This is a genomic window from uncultured Roseobacter sp., from assembly GCF_947495025.1.
In the GTDB taxonomy this organism is placed as follows: Bacteria; Pseudomonadota; Alphaproteobacteria; order Rhodobacterales; family Rhodobacteraceae; genus Roseobacter.
The window spans coordinates 209,746-235,779 of record NZ_CANLXG010000002.1; the positions used below are offsets into that span (position 1 = coordinate 209,746).

Here is a 26,034-nt window from a genome sequence, read left to right on the forward strand (position 1 = left end):
TGCGCCCCGGCGGCTAACCACGGGGCATGAAAATACTGCGCGACTATCAGTTTGTAGACCCGGCAGACCGCGGTGCCACCGCCGCCATCGGCAATTTTGACGGGGTGCATATCGGTCACCAGTCGGTGATCTCGCTGGCGCGCTCCGCTGCACCGGATGCACCGCTGGGGGTCCTGACTTTCGAGCCGCACCCACGGGCTTTTTTTGCACCGGATGCCCCGCCCTTTCGCCTGATGAGCCGTGAAGCCCGTGCCAGTCGCCTTGAAAAGCTGGGAGTCGAAGTTCTGTGCGAACTCAACTTCAATGCCGCCCTTGCGGCTCTTGCGCCACAGGAGTTTGCGCGTCGGGTTATTGCGGATGGGTTCGGCCTGAAACACGTGATTGTCGGCTCGGATTTCTGCTTTGGTAAGGGACGCGCGGGGACCGCCGCGGATCTTGTACAGTTTGGCCGGCAAATGGATTTTGGTGTCACTGTTGCACCACTTGTGTCTCAGGCGGAAACCACTGTTTCTTCCACCGCAATCCGCCGTGCTCTGAGTGATGGTGCGCCGCGCGATGCAGCGGCGATGCTGGGCCACTGGCACAGGATTGAGGGGCCGGTGATCGGCGGCGAACAACGCGGCCGCGAGCTGGGATATCCGACGGCCAATATGTCCATCGATGGGCTGCACCCCCCCGCCTTTGGTGTCTATGCGGTGCTGGTTGACGTGCTCAGCGGACCCCACGCAGGCAGTTATCACGGTGTCGCCTCGATGGGCGTGCGCCCGATGTTCGGGGAAAACCGCCCGAACCTGGAAACCTTCATCTTTGACTTTCAGGGCGACCTTTACGGCACACCTTTGTCGGTCGGTCTTGTGGAATACCTGCGGCCAGAGGCGAAGTTTGACGGGCTTGATGCCCTGATCACCCAGATGGATGCTGACAGCGTCCGGACACGCGATATTCTGGCCGCGCTGTGAAGGATCCGATCAACCGTGCAGGCCTCGGCCACAGGTTCTGGGAGCGCAAGCCGCTCTCGGCAATGAACGATCAGGAATGGGAAGCGCTGTGCGACGGTTGCGGGAAATGCTGCCTGAACAAACTGGAAGATGAAGACAGCGGCGACGTTGCACTGACTCGCGTCGCCTGCCGGTTGCTGGATGACGAAAGCTGCCGCTGTGCGCAGTACGACATCCGCCACCAGTTTGTGCCCGACTGCATTGTTCTGAAGCCCGGCAATCTGGATACGCATGCCTACTGGATGCCACAGACCTGTGCATACCGGCTGCTGTGGCTCGGCAAGCCGCTTTATGACTGGCATCCGCTCATCAGCGGCACCCCGCAGTCAGTCCATGATGCAGGCATTTCAGTGCGCGGGATGACCCTGAGCGAGTTCGACGTTCCCGAAGACGAATGGGAAGAGCATATAATTGAGGAGCCGACCTGATGTATTTTGCTTCTGACAATGCCGGAGCCGCGCACCCTCAGGTGATGCAACACGTAAACGAGGCCAACGCAGGCTTTGCTTTGCCCTACGGTGCTGATCCGATCATGGACGGTGTAAAAGCCAGGATCCGCGATGTTTTTGAGGCACCGGACGCCGCTGTTTATCTTGTCGCGACAGGTACTGCTGCCAACAGCCTGGCGCTGGCCTGCTATTGCGCGCCCTGGCAGACGACGTTCTGCTCAGAGGTCGCCCATGTGCACGAGGATGAATGCAACGCGCCGGAGTTTTATTCAGGGGCCAAACTGACGCTGGTGCGCGGCGGCGACAAGATGACGGCAGACGCGCTGGAAACGGCGATCCGCTCTGAAAACACGCGCGGTGTGCATGGCCCTCAGCGCGGGCCTGTGTCGATCACTCAGGTGACAGAACGCGGCCGTGTCTACAGCCTGGAAGAGCTGCGCGCCCTGACAGATGTGGCAAAAAAGTATGATCTTCCGGTCCACCTGGATGGCGCGCGTTTTGCAAATGCGATGGTGGCTCTTGGGTGCACACCAGCAGAGATGACTTGGAAGTCCGGCGTTAACGTTGTCAGTTTCGGAGGCACAAAGAACGGCTGCCTGGGGGTAGAAGCCGTTATCATGTTCGATCCGGACAAGGCGTGGGAGTTCGAGCTGCGACGCAAACGGGGCGCACACCTCTTTTCCAAGCACCGCTATCTGTCGGCGCAAATGGCAGGATACCTTGATAACGATCTCTGGCTGGAAACCGCGCGTCAGGCGAATGCGAATGCCGCGCATCTGATCTCAGGGTTGCGGTCTGCCGGGGCAGAATTTGTGCATGAACCGCAGGCCAACATGATCTTTGCAGCGTTTCCGCGCCGCATTCACCGCGCGCTGCATGACGCCGGAGCGGTCTATTATATCTGGTCAGGCGAGCTGGAGGGCGATGACCCCGAAGAGATGCTTGAGGCGCGCCTTGTCTGCGACTGGTCAGTGACAACCGCGCAGATTGACACGTTCCTCGGCCTTTTCGACCAGTGACCGGATTGCCTCTGCGGTCTCACTAGCGTGGGTAACCGGGCTCATATGTCCGGCACCCCCGATCGTCACCTCATGCGCGTCAGGCAGCCTCTGGGCCAGCGCGTGGTTGATTTGGCGTGTGACTTCCAGACTTTGCGCCCCACGGATCAGGGTCACAGGCATATCTGCCCGCTCTGCGGCGCCGGGCCGTAACAGACCTGCATTATCGTCAAAGATCGCAGGTGTCTGGGCCGGCACCATATGAACACGCTCTGTCATGTAATGTTTTGACTTTTCAGAGATATCTGCCCAGCGCGTGCCATCTCCTCACTGGCGGTTGAAAAGCCGCGCCGCCACAGCGAAATCCCCGCGTTCTATCGCCTCCGTCCATGGTTTTGCTGATTTCAGATGCGCTGCCAGATGTGCCTGACCGGTCCCGTTCAGTGCGGCAAAGAAAACCGGCTCAATCAGGGTCAGACTGCGCACCATCTGCGGATTTTCGACTGCAAGCCGCAGCGCAACCGTGGCACCGAATGAATGACCGATCAGATGCTGTGGTTCTGCGAGATGCGGCAGCGCAGTGTCGCAGCAGGCGCGGTGCAGATCTGTGGTGCTGTCCCACGCGGGACCATGCCCATGACCCGGAAGGTCAAAGGCCGTAAACGTCAGCAGGTCGCTCAGGTGCCCGGCGACCCCGCGCCACATGCCCGAATGACCCAGCGTACAGTGGATGGCCAGGGCCGGGTAAGGGCCCGCCCCCCATACCCGTGCCTCAGAATGCGAGGTCACAGATTTCCGGACAGATGCGCATCCAGATCATCAATCCGGTCCTGCCCCCAGAAACGCGCATCGCCGTCCGTGATATAAAAAGGTGAGCCGAACACGCCGCGCTCAACAGCCTCTTCCAGGTTGGCCGCGTAGGTTTCAGCCCCCACCAGCATACCGCTGTCTGCCAGGGACGGGTCAAACCCGGCGGCCCCGAGACAATCACGCACAACGTCATCCTGTGCAATATCCCTGTCTTCGGCCCAGACAGCGCGCAAAAGGCCGGTACAGAGCGCCCCTATATCGCCACCACCCGCATTCTGCGCGGCGATCACCGCATAGGCCGAAGGTGCCTGGTTCGTGGGCCAGTGGGCCGGTTTCAGGTTAAAGGGCATGTCCAGTTTTCTGGCCTGGCGCACAAGCTCCTGAGCCCGGTACTCCACGCGGCTGAAATGCCGGTCTTTGGGGGGTGTTCCACCCGTCCGGGAAAACAAGCCCATGATATCCAATGGCTTGTAGGTAATCGTGGCACCGTGCTTCTGCGCGACCTTTTCCGCCCGGTTCCCGGCAAGGTAGGCGTAAGGGGAGATGGTTGAGAAAAACAGATCAATATGCGCCATTTTGCGGCTCCTAGCTGGGTCTGGGTTCTTTGCCGATTGGTAAGGCCGTGTTAGGTGGAGTCAACATCACGAATCTGTCACATTCCCGTGCCTCTGCTCCAGGACCCCTCCCCCATGCCACAGCTTCACGAACCAAAACTGATCTCCGGCAATGCAAACATGCCGCTGGCCCAGGCCATTGCGCGGCGCATGTCGATGCACCGGGGCATGCAGGTGGGGCTGGTCGATGCGCGCGTCGAGCGGTTCAACGACGGTGAGATCTTTGTCGAAGTGTTCGAGAACGTGCGCGGCGAGGATATGTTCATCCTGCAGTCCACCTCGAACCCCGCCAACGACAATCTGATGGAACTGCTGATCATGGCCGACGCACTCCGCCGGTCCTCGGCCGCGCGGGTCACGGCCGTTCTGCCCTATTTCGGCTACGCCCGCCAGGACCGCCGCACCAAGGCGCGCACGCCGATAACTGCAAAACTGGTCGCCAACATGCTGGTTGGCACCGGTATCGAACGTGTTCTAACGATGGACCTGCACGCGGCTCAGATCCAGGGTTTCTTTGATATTCCGGTGGACAACCTTTATGCCTCGCCGATCTTTGCCCTTGATATCAAATCAGAATTCAAGGATCGGATGGACGAACTGATGGTTGTGTCCCCGGACGTGGGCGGCGTGGCACGTGCGCGCGAACTGGCCAAGCGGATCAACTCGCCGCTGTCCATTGTGGACAAACGCCGTGAGAAACCCGGCGAAGTGGCGGAAATGAAAGTCATCGGTGATGTGACGGGGAAAATCTGCCTGATTGTGGACGATATGTGCGACACCGCCGGCACACTCTGCAAGGCAGCGGAAGTACTGATGGAGCACGGTGCCAAGGAAGTGCACTCCTATATCACCCACGGGATCATGTCCGGCCCGGCGGTCGAACGTGTCACGGCCTCGGTCATGAAGTCGCTGGTCATTACAGATACGATTGCCCCGACCAAATCCGTCAAGGAGGCCGCCAATATCCGCGTTGTGCCCACTGCACCGGTTTTCGCCCAGGCGATCCTGAACATCTGGAACGGCACCTCGGTCTCCTCGCTTTTTGAGGCGGACACGCTGAGCCCGATCTATGACGGGATGTATGCCGCGGAGTAAACGCAGCGTACGCGCAACACTCCGGTCATGGTAGCGGGGTCCCGGGGCCAGCGCGCGGGAAAAGCCCCTGTAAAACATGGCAAAACCGCAGGTCGGTATCACGTCGGTAAAACGTCGGTATTACGTCGGTGTTTTTGTCGGTGTGTCCCGCGCGGTGGCTGAAACGGGCTTTTTCCAAACACTCCCTTACCGCTGCGACCGGCGCATGCCATCCCCGCAGACCCCTGCCGCTGCGCGCCGGACGCGTGTTCTCACGCGGCCCGGGGCATGGCGTCTGTCCCGCGCCCGCGCGGGGCAGTCCTTTGGATCACAGCGGGTTCAGGACCAGCGGATCAGTCCGATAATGGCCGAGGTCGCGTAAAAGAACTGCAGCACCAGAAAAGCCCAGCGTTTGTCGATCACCGCCCAGCCGGCAAAGAGCAGCGCCGAGGCCAGCAGCAGGGCAAAGCCGGTGATCTCGTTGCCGGTGTTCGAGGCAATGAGCAGCGCATAGAGGATCGCAAGACCCGAACCCAGCACCTCAAAGAATGTCGTCCATCTGCGCTTGTTCATCGCACCCTCACATGTTCGGGAAATAATCCTCGCAATCGCCCTCGCGATAGACGTCAGCTGTACAGCAGTGCAGCCCGCCGCCAAAGGCATAGGCGTCGCGCAGTTCCACCTCGACGACCTCCATGCCCAGTTTATCCATCTGCTCCGCCTGGTAGACTTCTGATTTCTCAACACAGACGGTTTTAGGATCGAGTACAAGAACGTTCATGCTCAGCCAGGTCGAGGAATAGCACAGTGGTGGCGGTGTGTTATGCGCCGGCTGTGCGGCATCCACGATGTCCCAGCCGTTTTTCTCGAACATACCGCGCTGGTCTTCGGGCAGACGGCGCTGCGGGTTGTTCAGGATCAGACCCGGGCGCAGTGGCGTGAAGGTTGCATCGATGTGGATGGGGTACGGGTCACCGGGGAAGTTCACCGTATGCACACGGTGTTCCGGGAAGTGCCGGCGCAGCCATTCGATCCCCTTGAGGTTTGTCGTAAATCCGTGCTGCACGACAAGGTCACGCCCAAAGCGCAGCACGTCGGCCGCATCAAAAAGCGGCTCTTCCTCGGTGGTGACAAAGAACTTTTCAGCTGCCCACTGCAGGCGCTTTTCCACGCCGATTTTGTCGCTCAGGTAATCGGGGTGATAGTCCGCATCGGTCAGGCGCGGTTTGGGAGCACTTTCATGACGGAAATTCGGGTCCTCATCAAAATACTGCTGCATCAGCGGGCGATAGTTCAGGTATTCGAACCAGCGGCAGCGATAGGACATCGTTGCCTCCAGCATCTCGGAACCAACGGTCAGAAGCACGTCACGCGGTGGCATACAGCCGAACTGGCTGTCAGTATGAAAGTCCGGGGTTGTGGCGGGCAGCGAGTGGTCAATCGAAGTGGGCCGGTCGACACGGATACCGCGCGCCTGCAGCTGTGCGGCAAAGTTGTCCAGCAGCTCGTTGGCGCGGTCGATGGTTTCCTGCGGGCGGCGGCCCCACTGGCCGCGCATGTCGCTGTCCTCGGGTACCTTTGCATCCAAAGCCGGCTCCTCGGGCGGGATGTGGCAGTCGTCGGCACGGCCTACGATCACATGTTTCAGCGGATCCCATTCGTTCCAGCTGTTGACCACCGTTTTCTGCATCTGCCGCCCTCCGCCGCTTGTTTTCCCCGGATGTCATTAGGGGGAATACACGCGCAGGACAAGAGCGGCAGCGACAGCCGAATGGGCGGCTGCGACTTTCAGCGGCGGGTCCAGCTGTCAGGTGCACGCCAGCGTCCCCGCGCGCCTCTGGCACGGCGTTCGACCTCGGACATCAGCCCGTCATGTTCCGGGAGCGAGCGACGATGACCCCAGACCTCTTCGCGGGTGGCAGTTCTCAGGCTATGTGAAAGTATTTCGAACATGTCAGTCTCCTTGATTTATCCTCTGACACTGAACATAGTTGCCGCATGGCCGTTCAGGCAAAACAATATGTCTTTTAATATGTAAGTTGAAATTACACTTATGGACTGGAGTAAAATCCCTTCGCTCTCGGCGCTGCGCGCCTATGAGGCAGCTGCGCGGCATCAGAGCCTCAGTGCCGCTGCTCGTGAACTGAACGTGACACATGCAGCGATCGCTCAGCATGTCCGCGCGCTGGAGCAGGAGTTCGGAGAAAGCCTTCTTGTACGCGAGGGCCGTGGGGTGATCCCCACCGATGCCGGACGCCAGCTGGCCGCGGGACTGGCCGGGGGGTTTGGCCGGATCGGGGAAGCTGTTGCCAATCAGCGAAGGCGGGGCGCGGACCGACCGGTCAATATCAGTGTGACCCCCGCATTCGCTGCAGGCTGGCTTATGCCGCGGATCGGTGAGTTCTGGGCCGCACATCCAGAGGTTCAGATCAGCATCAGCCCGGCGTCAACGGTTGTTGACCTGCGACGGGATGGGTTTGATCTGGCCGTGCGCTATGGAGAGGGTTCCTGGCCGGGACTGGATGCGGAGCTGCTGACCCGCGCCGATTACCTTGGCCTTGCGCACCCGGACCTGATCGACGGACGTAAAATAAACTGCCTCGAGGACCTGCTGGATCTGCCGTGGCTGCTGGACGCCCATGTAATGGAGCGCCGCCGCATCATAGAACGCGAGGGCGTTGATCTGGATAAGGTCAGGCTGACGATGCTCAACACCAACGAGCTGGCGCTGTCTGCTGCGGTATCTGGCCTCGGTGTTACTTTCCAGCCACGTTCGCTTGTAGAGCGCGAACTGCGCAGCGGTCAGCTGGTTGCCGTCTGTGAACTGCGGGAACAGGGGGTGGGCTACCACATTGTCACAGTGCCAGGCCGCTCTTCACCCCAGCTGGCAACGTTCCTGAAATGGCTGCGCCGGCAAAAGCCGCAATAATTCTCGGCGGCAGGTACAAGAAAGGCCCCACACGGGGGCCTTTCGGAAATTCAGGCTGCTGCCGGGTCAGACGCTGATGTGATCGCCGACGGCCACCATATCGGCGAGCAGTTTGGCGGCATCATCAACCGGTCCGGGTTCGTTTACAAATACCTCTTTGGCATTTGCCAGCGCTTCTTCAGCTTCTTTGACCATCGCATCGTGATCGGCTTTGGTCATGTCGGCCTTGGGAATCGCGCGTTCAGCCAGCACCGAAATACCTTCGGCGCTGATCTCTGCGAAACCGCCGGTGACAACATAGTCAGTTGTACCGTCCGGGCCCTCGGCACTCAGAACACCCGGGCGCAGGGTCGTGATGGTAGGCGCATGGCCCGCCATCGCTGTCATGTCGCCGTCGGCACCTGGTATCTGCACCGCTGTCACCTGCGCAGAGGCGAGGCGACGTTCCGGTGAGACAAGGTCGAACTGGACTGTATCTGCCATGGTTCAGGCTCCTTAAGCGGCGTCGGCCGCCATTTTCTCGGCTTTGGCTTTCACTTCCTCGATGCCGCCAACCATATAGAAGGCGCCCTCGGGCAGGTGGTCGTATTCGCCGGCCACAACCGCTTTGAAGCTCTCGATGGTCTCGGTCAGTGGGACCTGAACACCGTCAGAACCGGTGAAGACTTTGGCCACGTCGAACGGCTGGCTGAGGAAACGCTGGATTTTCCGGGCACGGGCCACGGTCAGCTTGTCCTCTTCGGAGAGTTCATCCATCCCCAGGATCGCAATGATGTCCTGGAGTGACTTGTAGCGCTGCAGGATACCCTGAACGTCACGGGCCACCTGATAGTGCTCTTCACCAACAACCTGCGGGTCCATCAGACGCGAGGAGCTGTCGAGCGGGTCAACGGCCGGATAGATGCCCAGCTCGGAAATCGCACGGGACAGAACCGTTGTCGCGTCAAGGTGCGCAAAGGATGTCGCCGGCGCAGGGTCGGTAAGGTCGTCCGCAGGGACGTAGACGGCCTGCACAGATGTAATGGAGCCTGCTTTGGTCGATGTAATCCGTTCCTGCATCGCACCCATGTCGGTTGCGAGTGTCGGCTGGTAGCCCACAGCGGAAGGAATACGGCCCAGCAGAGCGGACACCTCGGAACCCGCCTGTGTAAAGCGGAAGATGTTGTCCACAAAGAACAGAACGTCGGTACCGGACTGGTCACGGAACTGTTCGGCCAGCGTCAGGCCGGTCAGAGCAACGCGCATACGTGCTCCGGGAGGCTCGTTCATCTGACCGTAGACCAGGGCAACCTGCGAGTTCTCAAGGTTTTCAGGGTCGATCACGTTGGATTCGATCATCTCGTGGTAAAGGTCGTTGCCCTCACGAGTCCGCTCGCCCACGCCCGCGAATACGGAATAGCCCGAGTGCACTTTGGCGATGTTGTTGATCAGTTCCATAATGAGAACTGTTTTGCCCACACCCGCACCGCCGAAGAGGCCGATTTTACCGCCCTTGGCGTAAGGTGCGAGCAGGTCGATAACCTTGATGCCGGTTTCCAGCACTTCGGAAGTTGTCGATTGTGCCGCGAATTCCGGTGCATCCTGGTGAATGGAGCGTTTCTCGTCCGCGTTTACAGGGCCCTGTTCGTCCACGGGCTCACCCACGACGTTCATGATGCGGCCCAGCGTTGCGTTGCCAACCGGGATCGAGATCGGGCCACCGCTGTCTGTCACGGTCTGGCCACGTACGAGGCCTTCGGTGCTGTCCATCGCAATGGCGCGCACGGTGTTCTCACCAAGGTGCTGCGCAACTTCGAGAACCAGGCGGTTGCCGTTGTTGTCCGTTTCAAGCGCGTTGAGAATCTCCGGCAGGTGATCCTCGAACTGGACGTCGACGACCGCGCCGATGACCTGTGTAAGTTTGCCGACTGCATTTGCCATGTCGTTTCTCCGGTTTGTTCTACAGCGCTTCCGCGCCGGAAATAATTTCGATCAGCTCGTTGGTGATGACAGCCTGACGCGAGCGGTTGAACTCGATGGTCAGCTTGTCGATCATTTCGCCTGCATTGCGGGTCGCGTTGTCCATTGCAGACATCCGGGCACCCTGTTCAGAGGCGCCGTTTTCCAGCAGAGCAGAGAAGATCTGTGTTGCCACACCGCGCGGCAGAAGGTCGGCGAGGATCGCCTCTTCGTCCGGCTCGTAGTCAAAGAGCGTCGAGGCCTCATCGCCTTCGGCATCTTCGAAGCTGGCGGGGATGATCTGCTGCGCCGTCGGGATCTGGCTGACAACATTCACGAACTTCGCGTAGAAGATCGTGGCAACGTCAAACTCGCCACCATCAAAGCGGGCCAGAATGTCTTTGGCGATGCCCTGAGCATCGGCATAGCCGACGCGCTTGACCTCGGTCAGATCCACATGGCCGATGAAAAGCGATCCGAAATCACGCTTCAGCTGGTCACGGCCCTTTTTGCCGACGGTGAGGATTTTGACCTCTTTCCCTTCGGCCTGCAGCTTTGCTGCGTGGGTTTTCGCCAGCTTGGCAATGTTCGAGTTGAAGCCGCCGCAGAGGCCGCGTTCGGATGTCATCACGACCAGCAGCTGCACCTTGTCGCTGCCGGTGCCCGACAGCAGTTTGGGCGCAGAATCCGATCCGCCCACGGAAGAGGCAAGATTTGCCATCACCGCGTTGAAACGCTCCGTATAGGGGCGCGACTGCTCAGCAGCCTCCTGCGCGCGGCGAAGTTTCGCCGCGGCAACCATTTGCATGGCCTTTGTGATCTTGCGGGTCGATTTGACCGACTCGATCCTGTTTTTCAGGTCCTTAAGACTTGGCATGGGCCTACCTCTTAAGCGAAGTCAGTGGCGAATTCGCTGATCGCTGCTTTGAGCCTGTCGGCGGCATCGCCTTTGATCTTCGGATCTTCATTTGTGATCCATTCCAGCACATCGTTGTGCTTGGACCGCATATGCGCCAGCAGGCCTGTCTCGAAGCGACCAACGTCCTTGACGTCAACCTTGTCGAGGAAACCGTTTGTACCGGCAAAGATCACGCAGACGATTTCCGCGTTGGTCAGCGGCGAATACTGCGCCTGCTTCATCAGTTCAGTCAGGCGCGCACCACGGGCCAGCAGCTGCTGTGTGGAGGCGTCAAGATCGGAACCAAACTGTGCAAAGGCCGCCATTTCACGGTACTGAGCCAGCGACAGTTTCACCGGGCCAGCCACCGACGACATTGCAGATGTCTGAGCGGAAGAACCCACGCGGGATACCGACAGACCCGTGTTCACGGCCGGGCGGATACCCTGATAGAAAAGCTCTGTCTCGAGAAAGATCTGGCCATCCGTGATCGAGATCACGTTGGTCGGAATAAACGCCGAAACGTCGCCACCCTGGGTTTCGATGATCGGCAGGGCCGTCAGCGAACCGTTACCTGCGTCATCACCCAGCTTCGCAGAGCGTTCCAGAAGGCGGGAGTGGAGATAGAAAACGTCACCCGGATAGGCTTCACGGCCTGGTGGGCGGCGCAGCAGCAGGGACATCTGGCGATAGGACACGGCCTGCTTGGAGAGGTCATCATAGATGATCAGCGCGTGGCGGCCATTGTCGCGGAAATGCTCGGCCATGGCTGTCGCAGCATAGGGTGCCAGGAACTGCATGGGTGCAGGCTCGGAGGCGGTCGCGGCAACTACAATGGAGTAGTCAATCGCGCCGGTTTCTTCGAGCTTTTTCACCAGCTGCGCCACGGTGGAGCGCTTCTGGCCGATGGCGACATAGACGCAGTAGAGCTTTTTGCCCTCATCGTCGCCGGCGGCATCGTTATAGGATTTCTGATTCAGGATCGCGTCGAGGGCCACAGCTGTTTTGCCGGTCTGACGGTCACCGATGATCAGCTCGCGCTGGCCACGGCCGATCGGGATCATGGAGTCGACGGCCTTGAGGCCTGTCGCCATGGGCTCGTGCACGGATTTACGCGGGATAATGCCCGGCGCCTTGACGTCTGCCTGCGAAGAGGTTTTCGCGTTGATCGGGCCCTTGCCGTCAATGGGATTGCCCAGACCGTCAACAACGCGGCCCAGCAGTTCGTCACCTGTCGGAACGGACACGATTGAGTTCGTGCGCTTGACGGTGTCGCCTTCTTTGATGTCACGGTCGGAGCCGAAGATAACCACACCGACGTTGTCGGATTCGAGGTTTAGCGCCATACCCTGGATACCGCCGGGGAATTCGACCATTTCACCGGCCTGCACATTGTCCAGACCGTAAACACGCGCGATACCGTCACCGACGGAGAGTACGCGGCCCACTTCGGCCACTTCAGCTTCCTGGCCGAAGTTTTTGATCTGGTCCTTCAGGATCGCAGAAATTTCTGCTGCTTGGATACCCATTTATCCGACCTCTTTCATTGCATTCTGGAGGGAATTCAGTTTCGAGCGGATCGACGTGTCGATCATGCGCGAACCAACTTTAACGACAAGTCCGCCGATGAGGCTTTCATCGACGGAAGCTTTGAGTTTTACGTCTTTGCCAGTGGACGCTTTCAGCGTTTTCGCGAGCTTGTCCGACTGGGTTTTCGTGAGCGCCTTGGCCGAGACGACCTCTGCAGTCACCTCACCCTTGTCGGCCGCAATCAGTTCCTGCAGCGTCGACAGCAGCTGCGGCAGAACAAACAGGCGGCGCTTCTGCGCCATCAGCGCAAGCGTGTTTGCGGTGGTCTCTGACAGCGACATCTTCTGAGCGATCGCAGAAATGGCACCGGCCTGCTCGTCGCGCGTGTATACTGGCGAATGGATCAGCGCGTTAAAGTCGCCACTGTCGCTCAGGGCGGCCTGCAGCGCATCGATGTCTGCTTCCAGTTTTTTGACGGCTTTGCCTTCTCTGGCGATCTCGAAGACCGCAGTGGCATAGCGTTTCGCAATGCCTGTGGAAATCGAAGCTGGTTCTGACACGTCCACCCTTCCGATGTTCTGGCCCCGGATATGCGAACAGATCGCGTCACCGGGAGTGTTGGCGCGGCTTGATTCAAGTCAAGACGTCGAAATCAGCGGTGATGTAACAGACGTGATCAGACCCCGCAACATATGATCGCACCGCCGCTGGAGACGTGTTTTCCCATGTTTTCAGAGCCTTGGCCCAGGTGCGACGGTTTGGCAGGTCAGAAAGTTTACAAAAACAGTGAAATATCCTGTGTCAGACCCGATTCCCGCGCCACAAATTCGCGCATACCGGCGGTTTTCGCGGGCCCCGACAGCTCAGACACCTCTCGCGGCCGGCTTCAGCACACCGACGGCACTCGCACGCGGCGCGCGCGACACTTTTCCTTTGGGTGGATAGACCAGCTTTGTGGCCTCTACCATAAAGGCTCCACCTGCCATCATGGTGGGCATACGTCGACCGATGTTCTCGAAGGCAGCGCCGGATTTCATCCACCAGCGCTTTGAGGAAGGGATCTGATAGAGTGCACCAAGGTGACGTTCGGGCAGGAACTGGTGTTTGCGCAGCTGTGTCTCGAGCTGACCCGGCGAATAGGGACGTCCGAAGCCGAATGGCGTACGGTCACGCCGTGCCCACAGGCCGGCCCGGTTGGGCACAATGAACAGCGCCCGGCCACCCGGCCCCAGAACGCGCCAGCACTCCTCAAGAAGGTCAAAGGCACGTTCGGAGGTTTCCAGTCCGTGCAACAGCACCAGCTTGTCCACATGCCCCGTCTCAATGGGCCAGAGTGTTTCTTCGATGAGTGCCGAGACGTTTGTCATCCCCGCAGGCCAGGGCATCACCCCCTGTGGTCCGGGCATCAGCGCCATAACCCGCCGGGCATCGCCGAGATAGGGACGCAGCAAAGGTGCTGCGAACCCGTACCCGACCACGGTCTGACCCTTGGCCTCGGGCCAGATCTCGAGCATTCTGCCGCGAAGGCTCGCCTGGGCCGCACGGCCCAGCGCAGAACGATAGTAAAAGTCGCGCAGGTCCTGGACATCCAGGTGCATTGCAGGTGGCCCCGTGTTGGTTCACTGTCAGTACATAGTGTCGCAAAACCGCAGGAGAATGACCATGGCCCCCGAAATCGTTACTGTCCCTTGCCTGAGCGACAATTATGCCTTCCTGATCCACGATCCTGCCAGCCACCGCACAGCACTGGTGGACGTCCCCGAAGCAGCCCCCGTGCTCGCAGCCCTGGATACGCGTGGCTGGCAGCTGGACGAGGTCTGGCTCACGCATCACCACGATGACCATGTTCAGGGGCTGGATGCTGTGCTGGACAGGTACAGTGCGCGCGTGACCGGGGCCGCAGCAGATTCCCACCGGCTGCCAGCCCTTGATGTGCAGGTTGCCGGTGGCGATACGCTGGATTTTGCGGGCCATCCGGTTCAGGTGATGGATGTGCCCGGTCATACTCTGGGTCACATCGCCTTCTACCTCGAAGCCGCTGGTGCGGCCTTCACTGCCGACAGCCTCATGGCACTGGGTTGCGGACGGCTTTTCGAGGGCACGCCTGCGCAGATGTGGGCTTCGCTGTCGCAACTGAGGCAGCTGCCCGGCGACACGCTCATCTGTTCAGGCCATGAATACACCGCCGGTAATGCTAAGTTCGCGTTAACTATTGATCCGGATAATCCTCAACTTATATCACGAAGTGAACAGATCACGGCGGCGCGGGCCTCCGGGATCCCCACTGTCCCTTCAACTCTGGCTCTCGAACTGGCGACCAACCCGTTCCTGAGAGCCGCTGACCCGGACATCCGCAGGCGCCTTGGTATGAACGATGCGCAGGACGTGGATGTCTTTGCCGAAATCCGCGCCCGCAAGGACGCATTCTGACGCCTGTATCGTGACCAGCATGACGGCTTCACACAATTTGTGACCGTCAGATCAAAGAAAAAACTTGAAGCCGGGCCGCGATCAACCAAACTCTAATACTATGAGGCCATGGTTGGCTGAGGGGCTGGCATTCATCAGCCCTCCCACCGACCCCGATAAGAAGGAGCACAGACCGTGCCTTCATTCTCGACCACACTGGAACAGGCAATCCACTCGGCGCTGGCCCTGGCCAATGCGCGCCGGCACGAGTTTGCCACCCTCGAGCATCTTCTTCTGGCCCTTATCGATGAACCCGACGCCACACGCGTTATGAAGGCCTGCAGCGTCGATGTTGACGACCTGCGCGCCACTCTGGTGGAATTTGTCGATGAGGACCTGAGCAATCTTGTCACCGATGTGGACGGCTCCGAAGCCGTTCCCACTGCTGCCTTCCAGCGGGTCATTCAGCGCGCTGCCATCCACGTACAGTCGTCTGGCCGCACTGAAGTGACCGGCGCCAATGTACTGGTAGCAATTTTTGCGGAACGCGAAAGCAACGCGGCTTATTTCCTGCAGGAGCAGGATATGACCCGTTATGACGCGGTGAACTTCATCGCTCACGGGGTTGCCAAGGATCCGGCCTATGGCGAGCAGCGCCCGGTGTCCGGCGCGCCGGAGGCCGAAGAAGAGGCCCAGGGCGTCACCGACGGCGAAAAGAAAGAGAGCGCACTCGAGAAATATTGCGTGGATCTCAATGCCAAGTCCCGTGAGGGCGACATTGATCCGCTGATCGGTCGCGATTCCGAGGTTGAGCGCTGCATCCAGGTACTGTGCCGCCGCCGTAAAAACAACCCCCTGCTGGTGGGTGATCCGGGCGTAGGCAAAACGGCCATCGCCGAAGGCCTCGCGCGCAAGATCGTCGCCGGTGAAACGCCAGAGGTTCTGGCCGAGACCACGATCTATTCGCTGGACATGGGCGCACTGCTTGCAGGCACGCGCTACCGCGGTGATTTCGAGGAACGTCTCAAAGCTGTTGTTTCCGAACTTGAAGACCACCGGGACGCCGTGCTGTTCATCGACGAGATCCATACAGTGATCGGTGCAGGTGCGACATCAGGCGGGGCAATGGATGCGTCCAATCTGCTGAAACCTGCACTGGCGGGTGGCAAGCTGCGCACCATGGGCTCAACGACCTACAAAGAATTCCGTCAGCATTTCGAGAAGGACCGCGCGCTCAGCCGCCGCTTCCAGAAGATCGACGTCAACGAGCCGTCGGTCGAGGACGCCGTGAAAATCCTGCGGGGTCTCAAGCCGTACTTTGAAGATCACCACTCGGTCAAATATACGGCTGACGCGATAAAAACCTCTGTCGAGCTTGCGTCGCGTTATATCAATGACCGCAAGCTGCCGGACAGTGCCATCGACGTCATCGACGAAGCAGGCGCGGCACAGCACCTGGTGGTCGCCGCCAAACGTCGCAAGACCATCGGCACCAAAGAGATCGAGAACGTGGTGGCGAAAATCGCCCGCATCCCGCCGAAAAACGTCTCAAAGGACGATGCAGAGGTGCTCAAGGATCTCGAAGGATCGCTCAAACGTGTGGTCTTTGGTCAGGACAAGGCCATCGAGGCGCTGTCCTCGGCGATCAAACTGGCCCGTGCCGGCCTGCGCGAACCCGAAAAGCCCATCGGCAATTATCTCTTTGCAGGCCCCACCGGTGTAGGCAAAACCGAAGTGGCAAAACAACTGGCCGATACGCTGGGCGTGGAACTGCTGCGGTTCGATATGTCGGAATACATGGAGAAACACGCGGTTTCCCGCCTGATCGGCGCCCCTCCGGGTTATGTAGGCTTTGATCAGGGTGGTATGCTTACCGATGGCGTCGACCAGCACCCGCACTGTGTGCTCCTGCTGGACGAGATGGAAAAAGCTCATCCGGACGTCTATAACATCCTGCTGCAGGTTATGGATCACGGCAAGCTGACCGATCATAACGGTCGCACTGTCGATTTCCGCAATGTGGTGCTGATCATGACGTCAAATGCCGGTGCTGCGGAGCAGGCAAAAGAAGCCATCGGCTTTGGCCGCGACCGCCGGGAAGGCGAGGATACAGCCGCGATCGAACGGACGTTCACGCCTGAATTCCGCAACCGTCTGGATGCAGTCATCAGCTTTGCACCGCTGCCCAAAGAGGTCATCCTCCGGGTGGTCGAAAAGTTCGTGCTTCAGCTTGAGGCCCAGCTGATGGACCGCAACGTCACCATCGAGCTGACCAAACCGGCAGCTGAATGGCTGGCCGACAAAGGGTACGACAGCAAAATGGGCGCGCGTCCGCTGGGCCGGGTCATCCAGGAGCATATCAAAAAGCCTCTGGCCGAAGACCTGCTGTTTGGCAAGCTTGCCAAGGGCGGCGTGGTCCGGGTCGGTGTGAAAGCCGGTGAAATTGATCTGAAGATCGAAGGCCCGGACAAGCCCCGTATCTCAGGCGACAAGCCACCGCTGCTGACAGCCGAGTAAAATCAAACAACCGAAACCCCGCCCGAACGGCGGGGTTTCTTTTTTCGGGCTGCCTTCGAACGCAGAAACCTGGCGCGAAAAGCCAAGCGGCCGTCGCAAAGGCTGTCCATCAAAGACACAATGCCCCGCGCGCAGGTGCGCTCGACAATGCCATCGGTGGCGGTCCGGTGTCTGCGTGCATTGAAACCAGCATATGCTGAACGGCAAGCGTCGCAAAACACTCATCGCTCTGTAAACTTCAGTTCAATACGCCGGTTCTGGGCCCGCGCCTCTTCTGTGTCACCTGTGGCCACGGGCTGGAACTCGCCGAACCCGTTGGCCGCCAGACGGTCAGGCGGAATGCCCAGCGCATCGACCATGTAGCGCACAACAGACAGCGCCCGGGCCTGGCTGAGCTCCCAGTTATCGGCGAAGGCGCCAAATCCTGACAGCGGAAGGTTGTCGGTATGACCGTCCACGCGGATGATCCAGTCGATCCCCTGCGGAATCTCATCAGCCACAGCTGCCAGTATTTCTGCAACCTTCGCAACTTCAGCCCGACCTTCGGCAGACAGATCTGCGCGCGCGGGCTCGAAAAGCACCTCGGACGAGAAAACAAACCGGTCTCCCTCGATCCTGACACCTTCCTGGGTGCCCAGAACGTCGCGCAGCCTCCCGAAGAACTCGGAGCGGTACTGCTCAAGATCCTCGGCTTCAGCAGCAAGGCGGGCCGCTTCCTGCTCAAGTCTGCGCCGCTCGGCCTCTTCGAGTTCTGCCCGTCGGCGCTCTTCGGCAGCGACCCTCGCCAGAGCTGTGTTCAGATCAGATCCCAGAGACTGTAGCTGAATCTGCTGGGCAGCATCCCGATCCTTTGCATCGTCCAGCAGAGCCTGCAATCCGCCCAGCTGCGTACGAAGAGCCGCTACCTGCTGGTTCAGCAACTCAGTCTGCCGCTGCGCCTCAGCGCTCGCTGCCTCTTCCTGAGCCAGCGCTCTCCGGGCCTCGGCCAGCAATGCGGCGCGTCGCTGAGCATCTGTGGTGGTATCCTCGGCGAGAGTTTCAGCGGCAAGTTTTGCGGCCAGCGCTGCGGCCAGACGGGCGCGCAGTGCGTCCCGATCTGCTGCTGCCTCTGTTCTGTTCTGCGCCAGCGCTGCTTCAGCGGCCAGACGGGCGGCCTCTTCCTCAGCCGCAGCAGCCTGTGCATCCGTCAGCTGTGTTTCCGCAGCCTGCAACCGCGTTCTCAGATCGCGGGTGTCTGCCTGGAGCACCTCGATCTGCGCGCGTGCAGTCGCGATTTCTTCCGCGGCTGCGGCGCCCGATGTTTCCAGCCCCTCGAGCCGCAGCAGTGCAGCAGCCAGAGCCGTGTCGAGATCCGCCTCAGCCGCCCGCGCCGCTGCCAGCAGCGTCAGGGTGTCCTCGGCTTCCTTGCGCTGTGCTTCCAGCGCCAGTGTCATTGCTGTCAGTTCTGCGTCGGCATTCTCCAGACGCGCGCGCAACGCTTCTGCAGCGGCGACCTCTGCCAGCCGGGCCGCTTCTTCGTCAGATAAAGCCGACCGCGTCTCATCAAGAGCACCTGTCAGCTGCCCGATCTCTTCAGCCGCCGCCGCGTTTTGCGCCCGCAGATCAGCCACCAGTGCGTCCAGTGCCTCGCGTTGCGCTGCCGCAAGGCGGGCCGCCTCTTCCTGCGCATCAACTTCTGACCGCGCGGCGGCCAGCGCCAGGTTCAGGGCGTCCTGTTCACTGATCAGTTCGGCCTGTGCGGTCTCAAGTGCTGCGCGCACATCCTCAAGTGCTGCCACATCTCCCAGCGCGCTGTCCCGCTGAGAAATCAACGCCGCGACCTGAGCCTCAAAACTGGTGATACGCGTTTCCGCAGCTTCCAGCGCTTCGGCCTGTGCGTCACGCGTGGCTGTCAGTGCCGCGATCTGAGACTGTGCATCCGAAAGCGAGGCATCCAGCGCACCAACCCGGTTCCGCAGGTTTTCGCTCGTCTGCTCTTCGAGGCCAAGCGCCTGCGCCAGAGCCGCTACCTCGCCTGCCAGCTGGTCGAGTTCAGTCTCCTGACCGGTGATACGTTCGGTGAGCACAAACTGCACAATCATAAAGATCGTCAGCACGAACATCAGCACCAGCAACAGACCCGTCATCGCATCCACGAAGCCCGGCCAGATTGAGGCCTGGAACCGTGCGCCGGTGCGTCGGGCCAGTGCCATTGTCAGCTGCCTCCGTCAGGGAGCCGGGTGGAAGGCGGGCGCGCCCGGCGTGCCTTGAGCACTTCGGCAAGGCCGGCGATGTCCCGGCGCAACTCGGCCATGCTTTCCTGCCGTCCGGCGGAGATTTCCTCAAGTATACGCAGCATCTGCACATCGATCGAGCGCAGACGCATCCGGCTTTCTGCGTCGATTCCGTCGCCGCCCTGCCCCTGCGCCTCGATCAGGGCGATCAGCCGTTCCTGACCCGCTGCCACCCTTTCAAGAGCCGAGCTGGCCGCGTCAGGGCTCTCAATGCGCTGCGCCATATGCTCGATCGCACCCACAACATCACCGAGGCGCTGTTCGACCGCTTGGTTGCGCTGGTCAGCATTGAGAAACATCGCCTGCAGCGCTTCCATCTGTTCGCCCATATGGTCGACGATGACGGCCATCGTATTGCCATCTGCCGCTGCCTCGTCTCCCGAGGAAAACCCCACGCGCGTGATGCCGCTCAGCCATTCCTCAAGCTCGCGGTAGAAACGGTTCTGCCCGTGACCCGCAAAAAGTTCGAGCAGGCCAACAATCAGAGACCCGGCAAGACCCAGCAGCGAGGAGGCAAAGGCTACACCCATCCCGCCCAACTGCGCCTCAAGACCGGACATCAGGCGGTTGAAAACCTCCACCCCGCCTTCGCCCTCACCGGGCGCCAGGTTGCGGATGGTATCAACAACCGCCGGAACCGTCGTTGCGAGTCCGTAGAAAGTCCCCAGCAGGCCGAGAAAAATCAGCATGTTAACGATGTATCGTGTGATCTCCCGCACTTCCTCGATCCGCGTGGCGACAGATTCGAGAATGGACCTGCTGGAAGAGGCGCTGACCTGCATGCGCGCGCCGCGCTGGCGCAGCAACGAGGCAAGCGGCGCCAGCAGCTGTGGCGCCTTGATGCTGGAATCCAGGGTGTCCGTGGCGAAACGTTCGATCCACCGCACGGAACCGATGAGCTGAAACACCTGATAAAAACAGGCAATCACACCAATCAGGAACACGAAGATAATGAAGCCGTTCAGCCACGGATTGGCCTGAAAGACCGGCAACACCCGCGGCAGAGCCAGAAACGCGCCAAAGCCTGACAGTGCCAGCACAATCAGCATCAGAGAAATCTGACGGACAGGCTGTGAGAATACGGGTCTTGCTTCCTGGTCCGGTAACGCCATGCGCCCCTCGCTCCTGACCGTTATTGTGCTGCTCTGCGCGCAGTTTAACCTGAAAATGTCAGGCAGCGCCAAGGAATTATGCGGTGAGCGCCCTGACCCGGTGGCTCAGCCATTCCAGGTCCGGATCATGCAGGCCGATGTCTGCCAGATGGCTGGCCGTGTTATAGAGATACTCATCGTTCGGGCCCATTCCGCCCCGCGCCTGCGCAATGATCTGAGCCTGCTCTTCGAGCGGCATGCCGCCGCAATACTGAACGTGGTCGCGGTTAATGACATAGACAAGAGCCGTAACGCGCCGCCCGTCGTGCAGGTCAATCTCAAGGTCACGCTCCAGATAGGCCGACGAAATCAGTTCGCGCTCGCGCAGATATGCCAGTGTTTCGGCCTCGCGCCCTGCAGTAACCGCCAGCGCGACACCCTCACAGGCGTGGGCCGGGTCCTCATCGAGTGCCAGCACAAGACCGGGCTCATCTTCGGTACCGCGATGGTGAATGGAATGCATACAAAAAGATCGTGCATAGCCCGGCAGCGTCGCAATCACCTGCTCAGCCACCTCAAAGCCCGGATTCCACAACAGACTGCCGTATCCGAATACCCACATCGTCATGGTGCTGGTTCTCCTTGCCTGCTTTGCGTAAACCTCAATTTGCACCAAAGGAAAAGAGGGCAGGATGCGGCGGATCGTCTGGTTTTTGCTGATTGCGGGCGTGGCCTGGTCTGCATGGTGGGGCGTGACCGCATTTGGCATGCGCTCCGGCATACTGACCTGGTTCGAAGAGCGCCGCGCCGAAGGGTGGCAGGCAGAACTGAATGATGTCGAGCTGGGTGGCTGGCCGCTTGCCATCAACGCAGAACTTGAGGAGCCTGCTCTCGCTGATCCGGAGACAGGTGCTGCGTTCTTTACCCGGTCGCTGACATTGTCTGCTGCAACATGGTGGCCCGGGTACGTGACTTTGCGATTGCCGGACGACGGGGTTACGCTCGCCAGTCCCGAGGCCAGTGCGCTGCTGATCACTGCCGGGGCACAGGCCCGTTTGCGGCTGAGGCCGGGTCCTGCGCTGCAGCTTGAGAGTATGGAAGCCGACGCAGACAGCTGGGGTGTAACCAGCGATCCGGGCGATCTGGCGTCAGGCGGACCGCTCATTGCATCATTGGTTCAGAACCCGGATGACCCCAGGGCGTATACGTTGCGTTTTGACGCCAGCGCGCTGCGGCCCGGATCGGTCCTGCGCGATGCGCTTTTTGTTCCGGAAGACTGGCCTGTAACGTTTGATGTCCTGACGGTGGATGCGGATATTGCATTTGACCGGCCCTGGGATGTCTCTGCTCTCGAGGACGCCCGCCCGCAACCCCGGCACATCCAACTGGAGCGCGCGGAGGCTGTCTGGGGTGACCTGCAGGTCAGGTTTGCTGCTGATCTGGATGTGGATGCCGGGGGCGTTCCTGAAGGAACGCTGAGCGTTCAGGTCCGCAACTGGCGCGACATCATCGCACTGGCCGAGCGGGCCGGCTCGCTGCCCGCCGCTCTGGTACCCCAGATCACCCGAACCCTGGAAACTTTTGCCGGGCTTAGCGGCAACCCCAGCGCGCTTGATGTCGAACTCAGCCTGTCGAATGGTCTGATTTCGCTGGGCTTTATTCCGGTGGCCCCGGCGCCGCGTCTCATCCTGCGCTGATCAGCGGCAGTAGGCCCCGCTGCCATGACGAGCGGTATCGAAATGGAAGTGGTCCTGGTGAAAGCGGTCAGAATCCGGCCCAAGAACCGTACCGAAGATCCCGCAGGCATCCCGGTGCATGTTTTTCAGCGGTTTAAAACCGCGTTTCGAATCCCAGTCTTTCAGCACCGAAAGCTCGGAACCATCGCGCAGGCGGAAACCCGAAATATCGATGGCCCGGCCCTTTCCGTGTTCCGAAATACGCGCACCTGATCTGTTGTTTCGGGTGCGGCAGGCGTAGTGCCCGATCACCCGCATTGCACGCAGCCCGCCACCGGTGTCACTGAGACGTGGTACTGCCGATTCCAGCACCCAGAAATTCAGTGTCTGCGCCGTCCGGCAGTCCATTACCGACGCAGGGCTGAGCGAAATGCCCGAGACGGATCGTACACGAACAGCCTCAGTGATACCGCAGCCACGTGTTGGCGAGCTGACGCGGCCAATTGACTCACCCTGGATATCCGGATTACCGCAGACCGCACCGCGTTCGCGCAGGAGTGCCGCCTCGCGCCCACGGCGGATCACACTGCGGGGTCGCTCAACAGGCCGCAGTACACTTCGGACATCACCGGATAACTGCGGCGGCGCGACGGCCGCAGGTGCTTTTCGGTCGGGACGGGGTTCCGGACGCAGCGACGTATCAGGACCAGCTGCCCCGACCGCCGCAGCGACCAGCACTAGCCAGCAGATCAGTGCCGCACGTGCAATGCTCACGGTTTCTTCACGCCTCTGCCAAAGTCCGGCGCATCAGTATCCTGACCTGCTTCGATGATACCGCGACGGATTGCACGCGTGCGCGTGAAGTAGTCATGCAGATGCGCGCCGTCGCCGGTGCGGATGGCCCTCTGAAGCGCAAAGAGCTCTTCGGTGAAGCGCCCGAGGATTTCCAGAGTAGCGTCTTTGTTGGACAGAAACACATCCCGCCACATGGTCGGATCACTGGCAGCAATCCGGGTGAAATCACGAAAACCCGCGGCGGAGTATTTAATCACCTCGCTGTCGGTCACGCGGCGCAGATCGTCTGCGACACCGACCATCGTGTAGGCGATCAGGTGCGGGGCATGGCTGGTCACGGCGAGGACCAGATCGTGGTGATCCGCCTCCATCTCCTCGACATTGCTGCCGAGATCCTCCCAGTAGCGGCGCAGCCGGTCGACGGCGGCGCGGTCTGTGCCTTCGGGCGGGACCAGCAGGCACCAGCGCCCGTCAAAGAGTTCTGCGAAACCGGACTCCGGACCTGAATGCTCTGTGCCGGCGAGCGGGTGCGCAGGGACAAAATGTATGCCTTCGGGCAGATGCGGCTGCACGGCGTTGATCACTTCGCGCTTGACCGAACCTACGTCGGTCACCGTTGCACCCGGTTTCAGCGCGCCCGCGATTTCCGCGGCGACATCGCCCATAACACCCACAGGGACGGCGAGGATGACCAGGTCCGCGTCCTCAACCGCCTCGGCCATGTTGTCGCAGACGCGGTCGCACAGACTGATCCGCCGCGCGGTATCCCGGGTTTGCCGGCTGCGGGCATATCCGGTGACCTCGCCCGCCAGGCCCTTGCGTTTCATCGCCCAGAACATCGAAGAAGCGATAAGCCCCAGTCCGATCAGCGCCACACGGTTGTAGATCACGCTCATGCCGCCCCCCTGAAGCCTGCAAGGGCCTCCAGTACGCGGGTGACGTCATCTGCGCTGCCAACTGTAATGCGCAGGGCTTGCGGAAATCCGTACCCTTTGACCAGACGCACAAGGATGCCGCAGGATTTCAGGTGCGCGTCAGCCGCCAGAGCCTCTGCCTCGTCCGGGAAACGCGCGAGCACGAAATTTGCCTCGCTGTTGTCACAGCCAATGCCCAGCTGTCGCAGACCACCGGTCAGGCGCGCACGCTGTTCGGCGTTTTCCGTCAGGCAGCGGTCGACAAATGCGCGGTCCCGCATCGCGGCTTCGGCACCCGCCAGAGCAACACCCGAAAGGTTGAAGGGGCCGCGCACCCGGTTGAGCACGTCGACAACACCCTGCGCGGCATAAGCCCATCCGACCCGCAGCCCCCCCAGACCGTAGAGCTTGGAAAAGGTGCGTGTCATCACCACGTTCGGGTGTTGATCGACAAGGGCCGCGCCACCGTCATAACCGTCTGCGAACTCGGCATAGGCGCCGTCGAGCACCAGCAGGCAGGATTCCGGCACAGCCCCGGCAAGACGGGCAAGTTCGTCAGCCGCCAGGGCGGTTCCGGTCGGATTGGCGGGATTGGCGATATAGATCAGACGTGTCCGGTCTGTGATACGCGCAATCAGCGCATCGACGTCCACGCAGCGATTTGCCTCCGGCGCGGTGACCGGTGTGGCCCCGGCGGACAGAGCAAAAATGCGATACATCGAAAAACCGTGCTCGGGGTAGAGAACTTCGTCACCCGGACCCGCATAGGCCATCGCCAGAAGGGTCAGCAGCTCGTCGGAGCCTACACCGCAGATAATACGCTCCAATGGCAGACCGTGTACGTCCGCGATGGCCGCACGCAGGGGAGTATGGTCGGTGGATGGATAACGGTGCAGCTGCAGCGCCGCCGCACTCACCGCAGCGCTGGCCAGGGGGCTGCAGCCGAACGGGTTTTCGTTCGAGCTGAGCTTGAGCGGATTGTCCTGTCCCTCGATCTTTGAGGCCCCGCCCTGGTAAAGGGCGATGTCCATAATGCCGGGCTGGGGGCGAAGCGCTGTGGTCATCTCTCGTGTCTCCTGTCGGGCGGACATTATCGGGCGTTCCGGGCGAGTGCCACCACCAACAGCGTGGCACCGGGCGGAAAAACGCGCTGGAACAAGGCTCAGAGGTCGGTGGCTGAGGACGTTCGACGCCAGGGTTGAATTTCGAGCACTCCGGCCAGAAGCACCAGCACCCCACCCGTCACCTCGAGGGCGCTGAGGTATTCCCCGGCGATCACAGCTGCGGAGGCCGCTCCCACCAGCACTTCGGACATGAAAAGGATACCGGCCCGCGCCGGTTCGAGCCGCACCGTTGCCCACATCAGCCCGACGACGAACAGGCTCCACCATAAAGCGCCTGTAAGCAGTGCAAGCCCCGCAACGGACGCTGCATCCCGGAACGGTATCGCGGTGGGCAGAGGATCGAGCAAAAAAGCGATCGGCAGGGCCGCGCAAAAGGCACCCACCACGAAGACAAATGTGGCTTCTGCCGGTTCAAGATCGGTCTGAACCCGCATGCCGGTCGTTGCAACTGACCACATGATGCCGGAGACCAGCGCCATCCACTCGCCAATATTACGCGGAACCGGCGCTTCGCCACCAGCGCCGAGCATGACACCGAGCCCCGCGAGGCCCGCGACAATCGCGAGCACCCGCATCAGCGGGGTGTGCCAGCCCAGGACAACGCGCCCGATCAGCGTGCTCCAGACCGGTGTCAGGAAGAACAGCAGGATGATGATGGCGACCCGGCCATACACGAAGCCGATGGAATAGAGCGCAAAGGACGCACCGCCAAGGCCGACCCAGAAAATTCCTGCGTATGATCTGGTGCGCAGGCGGCTCCCCCGCAACAGTGTAAAGACCAGCATGACCAGCACCGCACAAAGCGTGATTGCAGCGGTTCCCCAGGCCCCTGAAAGACCCATGGTCTCGAGGCTGCGCACCGGAAGCCAGTAAAATCCCCACAGGATACCGGAGGATACGACGAGGAGTGAAGCTGTCAGGGCGTTGCGGTTTTCGGTCATTTGAGCGCCATAGAACGGGCTTTTCAGCGTGCGGCATACCTGCACATTAAAAAAAC

The 26,034-nt window shown here is 60.6% G+C and carries 27 protein-coding genes; 8 read left to right on the plus strand and 19 right to left on the minus strand.

The window, feature by feature from the left end:
* The first annotated feature begins 26 nt into the window (after window positions 1-26).
* Genes Q0792_RS09090 through Q0792_RS09100 form a run of 3 tightly spaced genes read left to right on the plus strand, consistent with a single transcriptional unit; the run spans window position 27 to window position 2,466 of the window.
* Window positions 27-959, plus strand: a complete 933-nt coding sequence (locus Q0792_RS09090) for a bifunctional riboflavin kinase/FAD synthetase (RefSeq protein ID WP_298839234.1) — start codon at window positions 27-29, stop codon at window positions 957-959.
* Window positions 956-1,426 (plus strand): YcgN family cysteine cluster protein, encoded by a 471-nt coding sequence (locus Q0792_RS09095; RefSeq protein ID WP_298839236.1) that lies wholly within the window; start codon window positions 956-958, stop codon window positions 1,424-1,426. Before Q0792_RS09090 ends, Q0792_RS09095 begins: the two co-directional genes overlap by 4 nt.
* Window positions 1,426-2,466, plus strand: a complete 1,041-nt coding sequence (locus tag Q0792_RS09100) for a low specificity L-threonine aldolase (RefSeq protein WP_298839239.1) — start codon at window positions 1,426-1,428, stop codon at window positions 2,464-2,466. Before Q0792_RS09095 ends, Q0792_RS09100 begins: the two co-directional genes overlap by 1 nt.
* Here the strand turns inward: Q0792_RS09100 and Q0792_RS09105 are convergent.
* The 3 genes from Q0792_RS09105 to Q0792_RS09115 are packed head-to-tail and all read right to left on the minus strand — an operon-like array spanning window position 2,416 to window position 3,830.
* A complete protein-coding gene (locus Q0792_RS09105) occupies window positions 2,416-2,724 on the minus strand; it encodes an alpha/beta hydrolase (protein WP_298839242.1) in 309 nt (102 codons plus the stop codon). The two genes, Q0792_RS09100 and Q0792_RS09105, sit on opposite strands and share 51 nt — an antisense overlap.
* Window positions 2,725-2,772: 48 nt before the next feature.
* A complete protein-coding gene (locus tag Q0792_RS09110; RefSeq protein ID WP_298839245.1) occupies window positions 2,773-3,234 on the minus strand; it encodes an alpha/beta fold hydrolase in 462 nt (153 codons plus the stop codon).
* Window positions 3,231-3,830 carry a 2-hydroxychromene-2-carboxylate isomerase gene (locus Q0792_RS09115; protein WP_298839247.1) on the minus strand — a complete coding sequence of 200 codons (600 nt, stop codon included), beginning with the start codon at window positions 3,828-3,830 and terminating at the stop codon, window positions 3,231-3,233. Before Q0792_RS09115 ends, Q0792_RS09110 begins: the two co-directional genes overlap by 4 nt.
* A 114-nt stretch (window positions 3,831-3,944) precedes the next feature.
* On the opposite strand from Q0792_RS09115, the gene Q0792_RS09120 reads away from it, so the two are divergent.
* Complete coding sequence (locus Q0792_RS09120; RefSeq protein WP_298839250.1) at window positions 3,945-4,964, plus strand: ribose-phosphate pyrophosphokinase; 1,020 nt, start codon at window positions 3,945-3,947, stop codon at window positions 4,962-4,964.
* A gap of 318 nt (window positions 4,965-5,282) precedes the next feature.
* Here the strand turns inward: Q0792_RS09120 and Q0792_RS09125 are convergent, their stop codons facing one another.
* The 3 genes from Q0792_RS09125 to Q0792_RS09135 all read right to left on the minus strand — a co-directional run bounded on the left by Q0792_RS09125 (window position 5,283) and on the right by Q0792_RS09135 (window position 6,896).
* Window positions 5,283-5,516: a hypothetical protein gene (locus tag Q0792_RS09125; protein WP_298839253.1), complete on the minus strand. Its 234-nt coding sequence runs from the start codon at window positions 5,514-5,516 to the stop codon at window positions 5,283-5,285.
* Between the two features lie 7 nt (window positions 5,517-5,523).
* A complete protein-coding gene (locus tag Q0792_RS09130; RefSeq protein WP_298839255.1) occupies window positions 5,524-6,633 on the minus strand; it encodes a serine/threonine protein kinase in 1,110 nt (369 codons plus the stop codon).
* A 98-nt stretch (window positions 6,634-6,731) separates the two neighbouring features.
* On the minus strand, window positions 6,732-6,896 hold the full coding sequence (locus Q0792_RS09135; RefSeq protein ID WP_298839258.1) for a hypothetical protein: 165 nt from the start codon (window positions 6,894-6,896) through the stop codon (window positions 6,732-6,734).
* A 100-nt stretch (window positions 6,897-6,996) separates the two neighbouring features.
* On the opposite strand from Q0792_RS09135, the gene Q0792_RS09140 reads away from it, so the two are divergent.
* Complete coding sequence (locus Q0792_RS09140) at window positions 6,997-7,872, plus strand: LysR family transcriptional regulator (protein WP_298839260.1); 876 nt, start codon at window positions 6,997-6,999, stop codon at window positions 7,870-7,872.
* Between the two features lie 66 nt (window positions 7,873-7,938).
* Here the strand turns inward: Q0792_RS09140 and Q0792_RS09145 are convergent, their stop codons facing one another.
* The 6 genes from Q0792_RS09145 to Q0792_RS09170 form a co-directional block, all read right to left on the minus strand.
* Window positions 7,939-8,355, minus strand: a complete 417-nt coding sequence (locus Q0792_RS09145; protein WP_298839263.1) for a F0F1 ATP synthase subunit epsilon — start codon at window positions 8,353-8,355, stop codon at window positions 7,939-7,941.
* 12 nt (window positions 8,356-8,367) lie between these two features.
* Complete coding sequence (gene atpD, locus Q0792_RS09150; protein WP_298839266.1) at window positions 8,368-9,792, minus strand: F0F1 ATP synthase subunit beta; 1,425 nt, start codon at window positions 9,790-9,792, stop codon at window positions 8,368-8,370.
* A gap of 19 nt (window positions 9,793-9,811) precedes the next feature.
* Window positions 9,812-10,687 (minus strand): F0F1 ATP synthase subunit gamma, encoded by an 876-nt coding sequence (locus tag Q0792_RS09155; protein WP_298839268.1) that lies wholly within the window; start codon window positions 10,685-10,687, stop codon window positions 9,812-9,814.
* 11 nt (window positions 10,688-10,698) lie between these two features.
* Window positions 10,699-12,237, minus strand: coding sequence for a F0F1 ATP synthase subunit alpha (gene atpA / locus Q0792_RS09160; protein WP_298839270.1), 1,539 nt, complete (start codon window positions 12,235-12,237; stop codon window positions 10,699-10,701).
* Entirely contained in the window at window positions 12,238-12,798 is a 561-nt protein-coding gene (locus Q0792_RS09165; protein ID WP_298839273.1) for a F0F1 ATP synthase subunit delta, read from the minus strand. It abuts the gene before it with no gap.
* Between the two features lie 303 nt (window positions 12,799-13,101).
* Window positions 13,102-13,836 (minus strand): hypothetical protein, encoded by a 735-nt coding sequence (locus tag Q0792_RS09170; RefSeq protein WP_298839275.1) that lies wholly within the window; start codon window positions 13,834-13,836, stop codon window positions 13,102-13,104.
* Window positions 13,837-13,900: 64 nt separating this feature from the next.
* Between Q0792_RS09170 and gloB the strand changes: the two genes are divergently transcribed.
* Both gloB and clpA read left to right on the plus strand, forming a co-directional pair.
* Window positions 13,901-14,668 (plus strand): hydroxyacylglutathione hydrolase, encoded by a 768-nt coding sequence (gene gloB / locus Q0792_RS09175; RefSeq protein ID WP_298839278.1) that lies wholly within the window; start codon window positions 13,901-13,903, stop codon window positions 14,666-14,668.
* A 174-nt stretch (window positions 14,669-14,842) separates the two neighbouring features.
* Window positions 14,843-17,164: an ATP-dependent Clp protease ATP-binding subunit ClpA gene (gene clpA / locus Q0792_RS09180; RefSeq protein WP_298839281.1), complete on the plus strand. Its 2,322-nt coding sequence runs from the start codon at window positions 14,843-14,845 to the stop codon at window positions 17,162-17,164.
* A gap of 221 nt (window positions 17,165-17,385) precedes the next feature.
* Here clpA and Q0792_RS09185 read toward each other — a convergent pair whose 3' ends face one another.
* From Q0792_RS09185 to Q0792_RS09195, 3 genes are all read right to left on the minus strand, one after another.
* The gene (locus Q0792_RS09185) at window positions 17,386-19,356 is read right to left on the minus strand and encodes a peptidoglycan -binding protein (protein WP_298839284.1); all 1,971 of its coding nucleotides are present in this window, start codon (window positions 19,354-19,356) and stop codon (window positions 17,386-17,388) included.
* A gap of 2 nt (window positions 19,357-19,358) precedes the next feature.
* The gene (locus tag Q0792_RS09190) at window positions 19,359-20,549 is read right to left on the minus strand and encodes a biopolymer transporter ExbB (RefSeq protein ID WP_298839287.1); all 1,191 of its coding nucleotides are present in this window, start codon (window positions 20,547-20,549) and stop codon (window positions 19,359-19,361) included.
* 76 nt (window positions 20,550-20,625) lie between these two features.
* Window positions 20,626-21,156 carry a gamma-glutamylcyclotransferase gene (locus Q0792_RS09195; RefSeq protein ID WP_298839290.1) on the minus strand — a complete coding sequence of 177 codons (531 nt, stop codon included), beginning with the start codon at window positions 21,154-21,156 and terminating at the stop codon, window positions 20,626-20,628.
* Window positions 21,157-21,220: 64 nt separating this feature from the next.
* Here Q0792_RS09195 and Q0792_RS09200 point away from each other — a divergent pair, with 64 nt between their 5' ends.
* Window positions 21,221-22,225 carry a DUF2125 domain-containing protein gene (locus Q0792_RS09200; protein WP_298839292.1) on the plus strand — a complete coding sequence of 335 codons (1,005 nt, stop codon included), beginning with the start codon at window positions 21,221-21,223 and terminating at the stop codon, window positions 22,223-22,225.
* Here the strand turns inward: Q0792_RS09200 and Q0792_RS09205 are convergent, their stop codons facing one another.
* From Q0792_RS09205 to Q0792_RS09220, 4 genes are all read right to left on the minus strand, one after another.
* Complete coding sequence (locus tag Q0792_RS09205; RefSeq protein WP_367276770.1) at window positions 22,226-22,978, minus strand: extensin family protein; 753 nt, start codon at window positions 22,976-22,978, stop codon at window positions 22,226-22,228. It lies immediately after the preceding gene.
* Window positions 22,975-23,895: a prephenate/arogenate dehydrogenase family protein gene (locus tag Q0792_RS09210; protein WP_298839295.1), complete on the minus strand. Its 921-nt coding sequence runs from the start codon at window positions 23,893-23,895 to the stop codon at window positions 22,975-22,977. The genes Q0792_RS09205 and Q0792_RS09210 overlap by 4 nt, the downstream gene beginning before the upstream one ends.
* Window positions 23,892-24,977 (minus strand): histidinol-phosphate transaminase, encoded by a 1,086-nt coding sequence (gene hisC / locus Q0792_RS09215; protein ID WP_298839298.1) that lies wholly within the window; start codon window positions 24,975-24,977, stop codon window positions 23,892-23,894. The genes Q0792_RS09210 and hisC overlap by 4 nt, the downstream gene beginning before the upstream one ends.
* Window positions 24,978-25,075: 98 nt before the next feature.
* A complete protein-coding gene (locus Q0792_RS09220; protein ID WP_298839300.1) occupies window positions 25,076-25,978 on the minus strand; it encodes a DMT family transporter in 903 nt (300 codons plus the stop codon).
* Between the last annotated feature and the right edge of the window lie 56 nt (window positions 25,979-26,034).

Coding starts and splice junctions, on each gene's coding strand:
- Q0792_RS09145 (WP_298839263.1), bottom strand. CDS start 8,355: ATGGCAGATACAGTCCAGTTCGACCTTGTCTCACCGGAACGTCGCCTC.
- Q0792_RS09200 (WP_298839292.1), top strand. CDS start 21,221: ATGCGGCGGATCGTCTGGTTTTTGCTGATTGCGGGCGTGGCCTGGTCT.
- Q0792_RS09220 (WP_298839300.1), bottom strand. CDS start 25,978: ATGACCGAAAACCGCAACGCCCTGACAGCTTCACTCCTCGTCGTATCC.
- Q0792_RS09190 (WP_298839287.1), bottom strand. CDS start 20,549: ATGGCGTTACCGGACCAGGAAGCAAGACCCGTATTCTCACAGCCTGTC.
- Q0792_RS09090 (WP_298839234.1), top strand. CDS start 27: ATGAAAATACTGCGCGACTATCAGTTTGTAGACCCGGCAGACCGCGGT.
- atpA (WP_298839270.1), bottom strand. CDS start 12,237: ATGGGTATCCAAGCAGCAGAAATTTCTGCGATCCTGAAGGACCAGATC.
- Q0792_RS09195 (WP_298839290.1), bottom strand. CDS start 21,156: ATGACGATGTGGGTATTCGGATACGGCAGTCTGTTGTGGAATCCGGGC.
- Q0792_RS09130 (WP_298839255.1), bottom strand. CDS start 6,633: ATGCAGAAAACGGTGGTCAACAGCTGGAACGAATGGGATCCGCTGAAA.
- gloB (WP_298839278.1), top strand. CDS start 13,901: ATGGCCCCCGAAATCGTTACTGTCCCTTGCCTGAGCGACAATTATGCC.
- atpD (WP_298839266.1), bottom strand. CDS start 9,792: ATGGCAAATGCAGTCGGCAAACTTACACAGGTCATCGGCGCGGTCGTC.
- Q0792_RS09100 (WP_298839239.1), top strand. CDS start 1,426: ATGTATTTTGCTTCTGACAATGCCGGAGCCGCGCACCCTCAGGTGATG.
- Q0792_RS09210 (WP_298839295.1), bottom strand. CDS start 23,895: ATGAGCGTGATCTACAACCGTGTGGCGCTGATCGGACTGGGGCTTATC.
- Q0792_RS09120 (WP_298839250.1), top strand. CDS start 3,945: ATGCCACAGCTTCACGAACCAAAACTGATCTCCGGCAATGCAAACATG.
- Q0792_RS09115 (WP_298839247.1), bottom strand. CDS start 3,830: ATGGCGCATATTGATCTGTTTTTCTCAACCATCTCCCCTTACGCCTAC.
- Q0792_RS09125 (WP_298839253.1), bottom strand. CDS start 5,516: ATGAACAAGCGCAGATGGACGACATTCTTTGAGGTGCTGGGTTCGGGT.
- hisC (WP_298839298.1), bottom strand. CDS start 24,977: ATGACCACAGCGCTTCGCCCCCAGCCCGGCATTATGGACATCGCCCTT.
- Q0792_RS09140 (WP_298839260.1), top strand. CDS start 6,997: ATGGACTGGAGTAAAATCCCTTCGCTCTCGGCGCTGCGCGCCTATGAG.
- Q0792_RS09135 (WP_298839258.1), bottom strand. CDS start 6,896: ATGTTCGAAATACTTTCACATAGCCTGAGAACTGCCACCCGCGAAGAG.
- Q0792_RS09185 (WP_298839284.1), bottom strand. CDS start 19,356: ATGGCACTGGCCCGACGCACCGGCGCACGGTTCCAGGCCTCAATCTGG.
- Q0792_RS09170 (WP_298839275.1), bottom strand. CDS start 13,836: ATGCACCTGGATGTCCAGGACCTGCGCGACTTTTACTATCGTTCTGCG.
- Q0792_RS09105 (WP_298839242.1), bottom strand. CDS start 2,724: ATGACAGAGCGTGTTCATATGGTGCCGGCCCAGACACCTGCGATCTTT.
- Q0792_RS09155 (WP_298839268.1), bottom strand. CDS start 10,687: ATGCCAAGTCTTAAGGACCTGAAAAACAGGATCGAGTCGGTCAAATCG.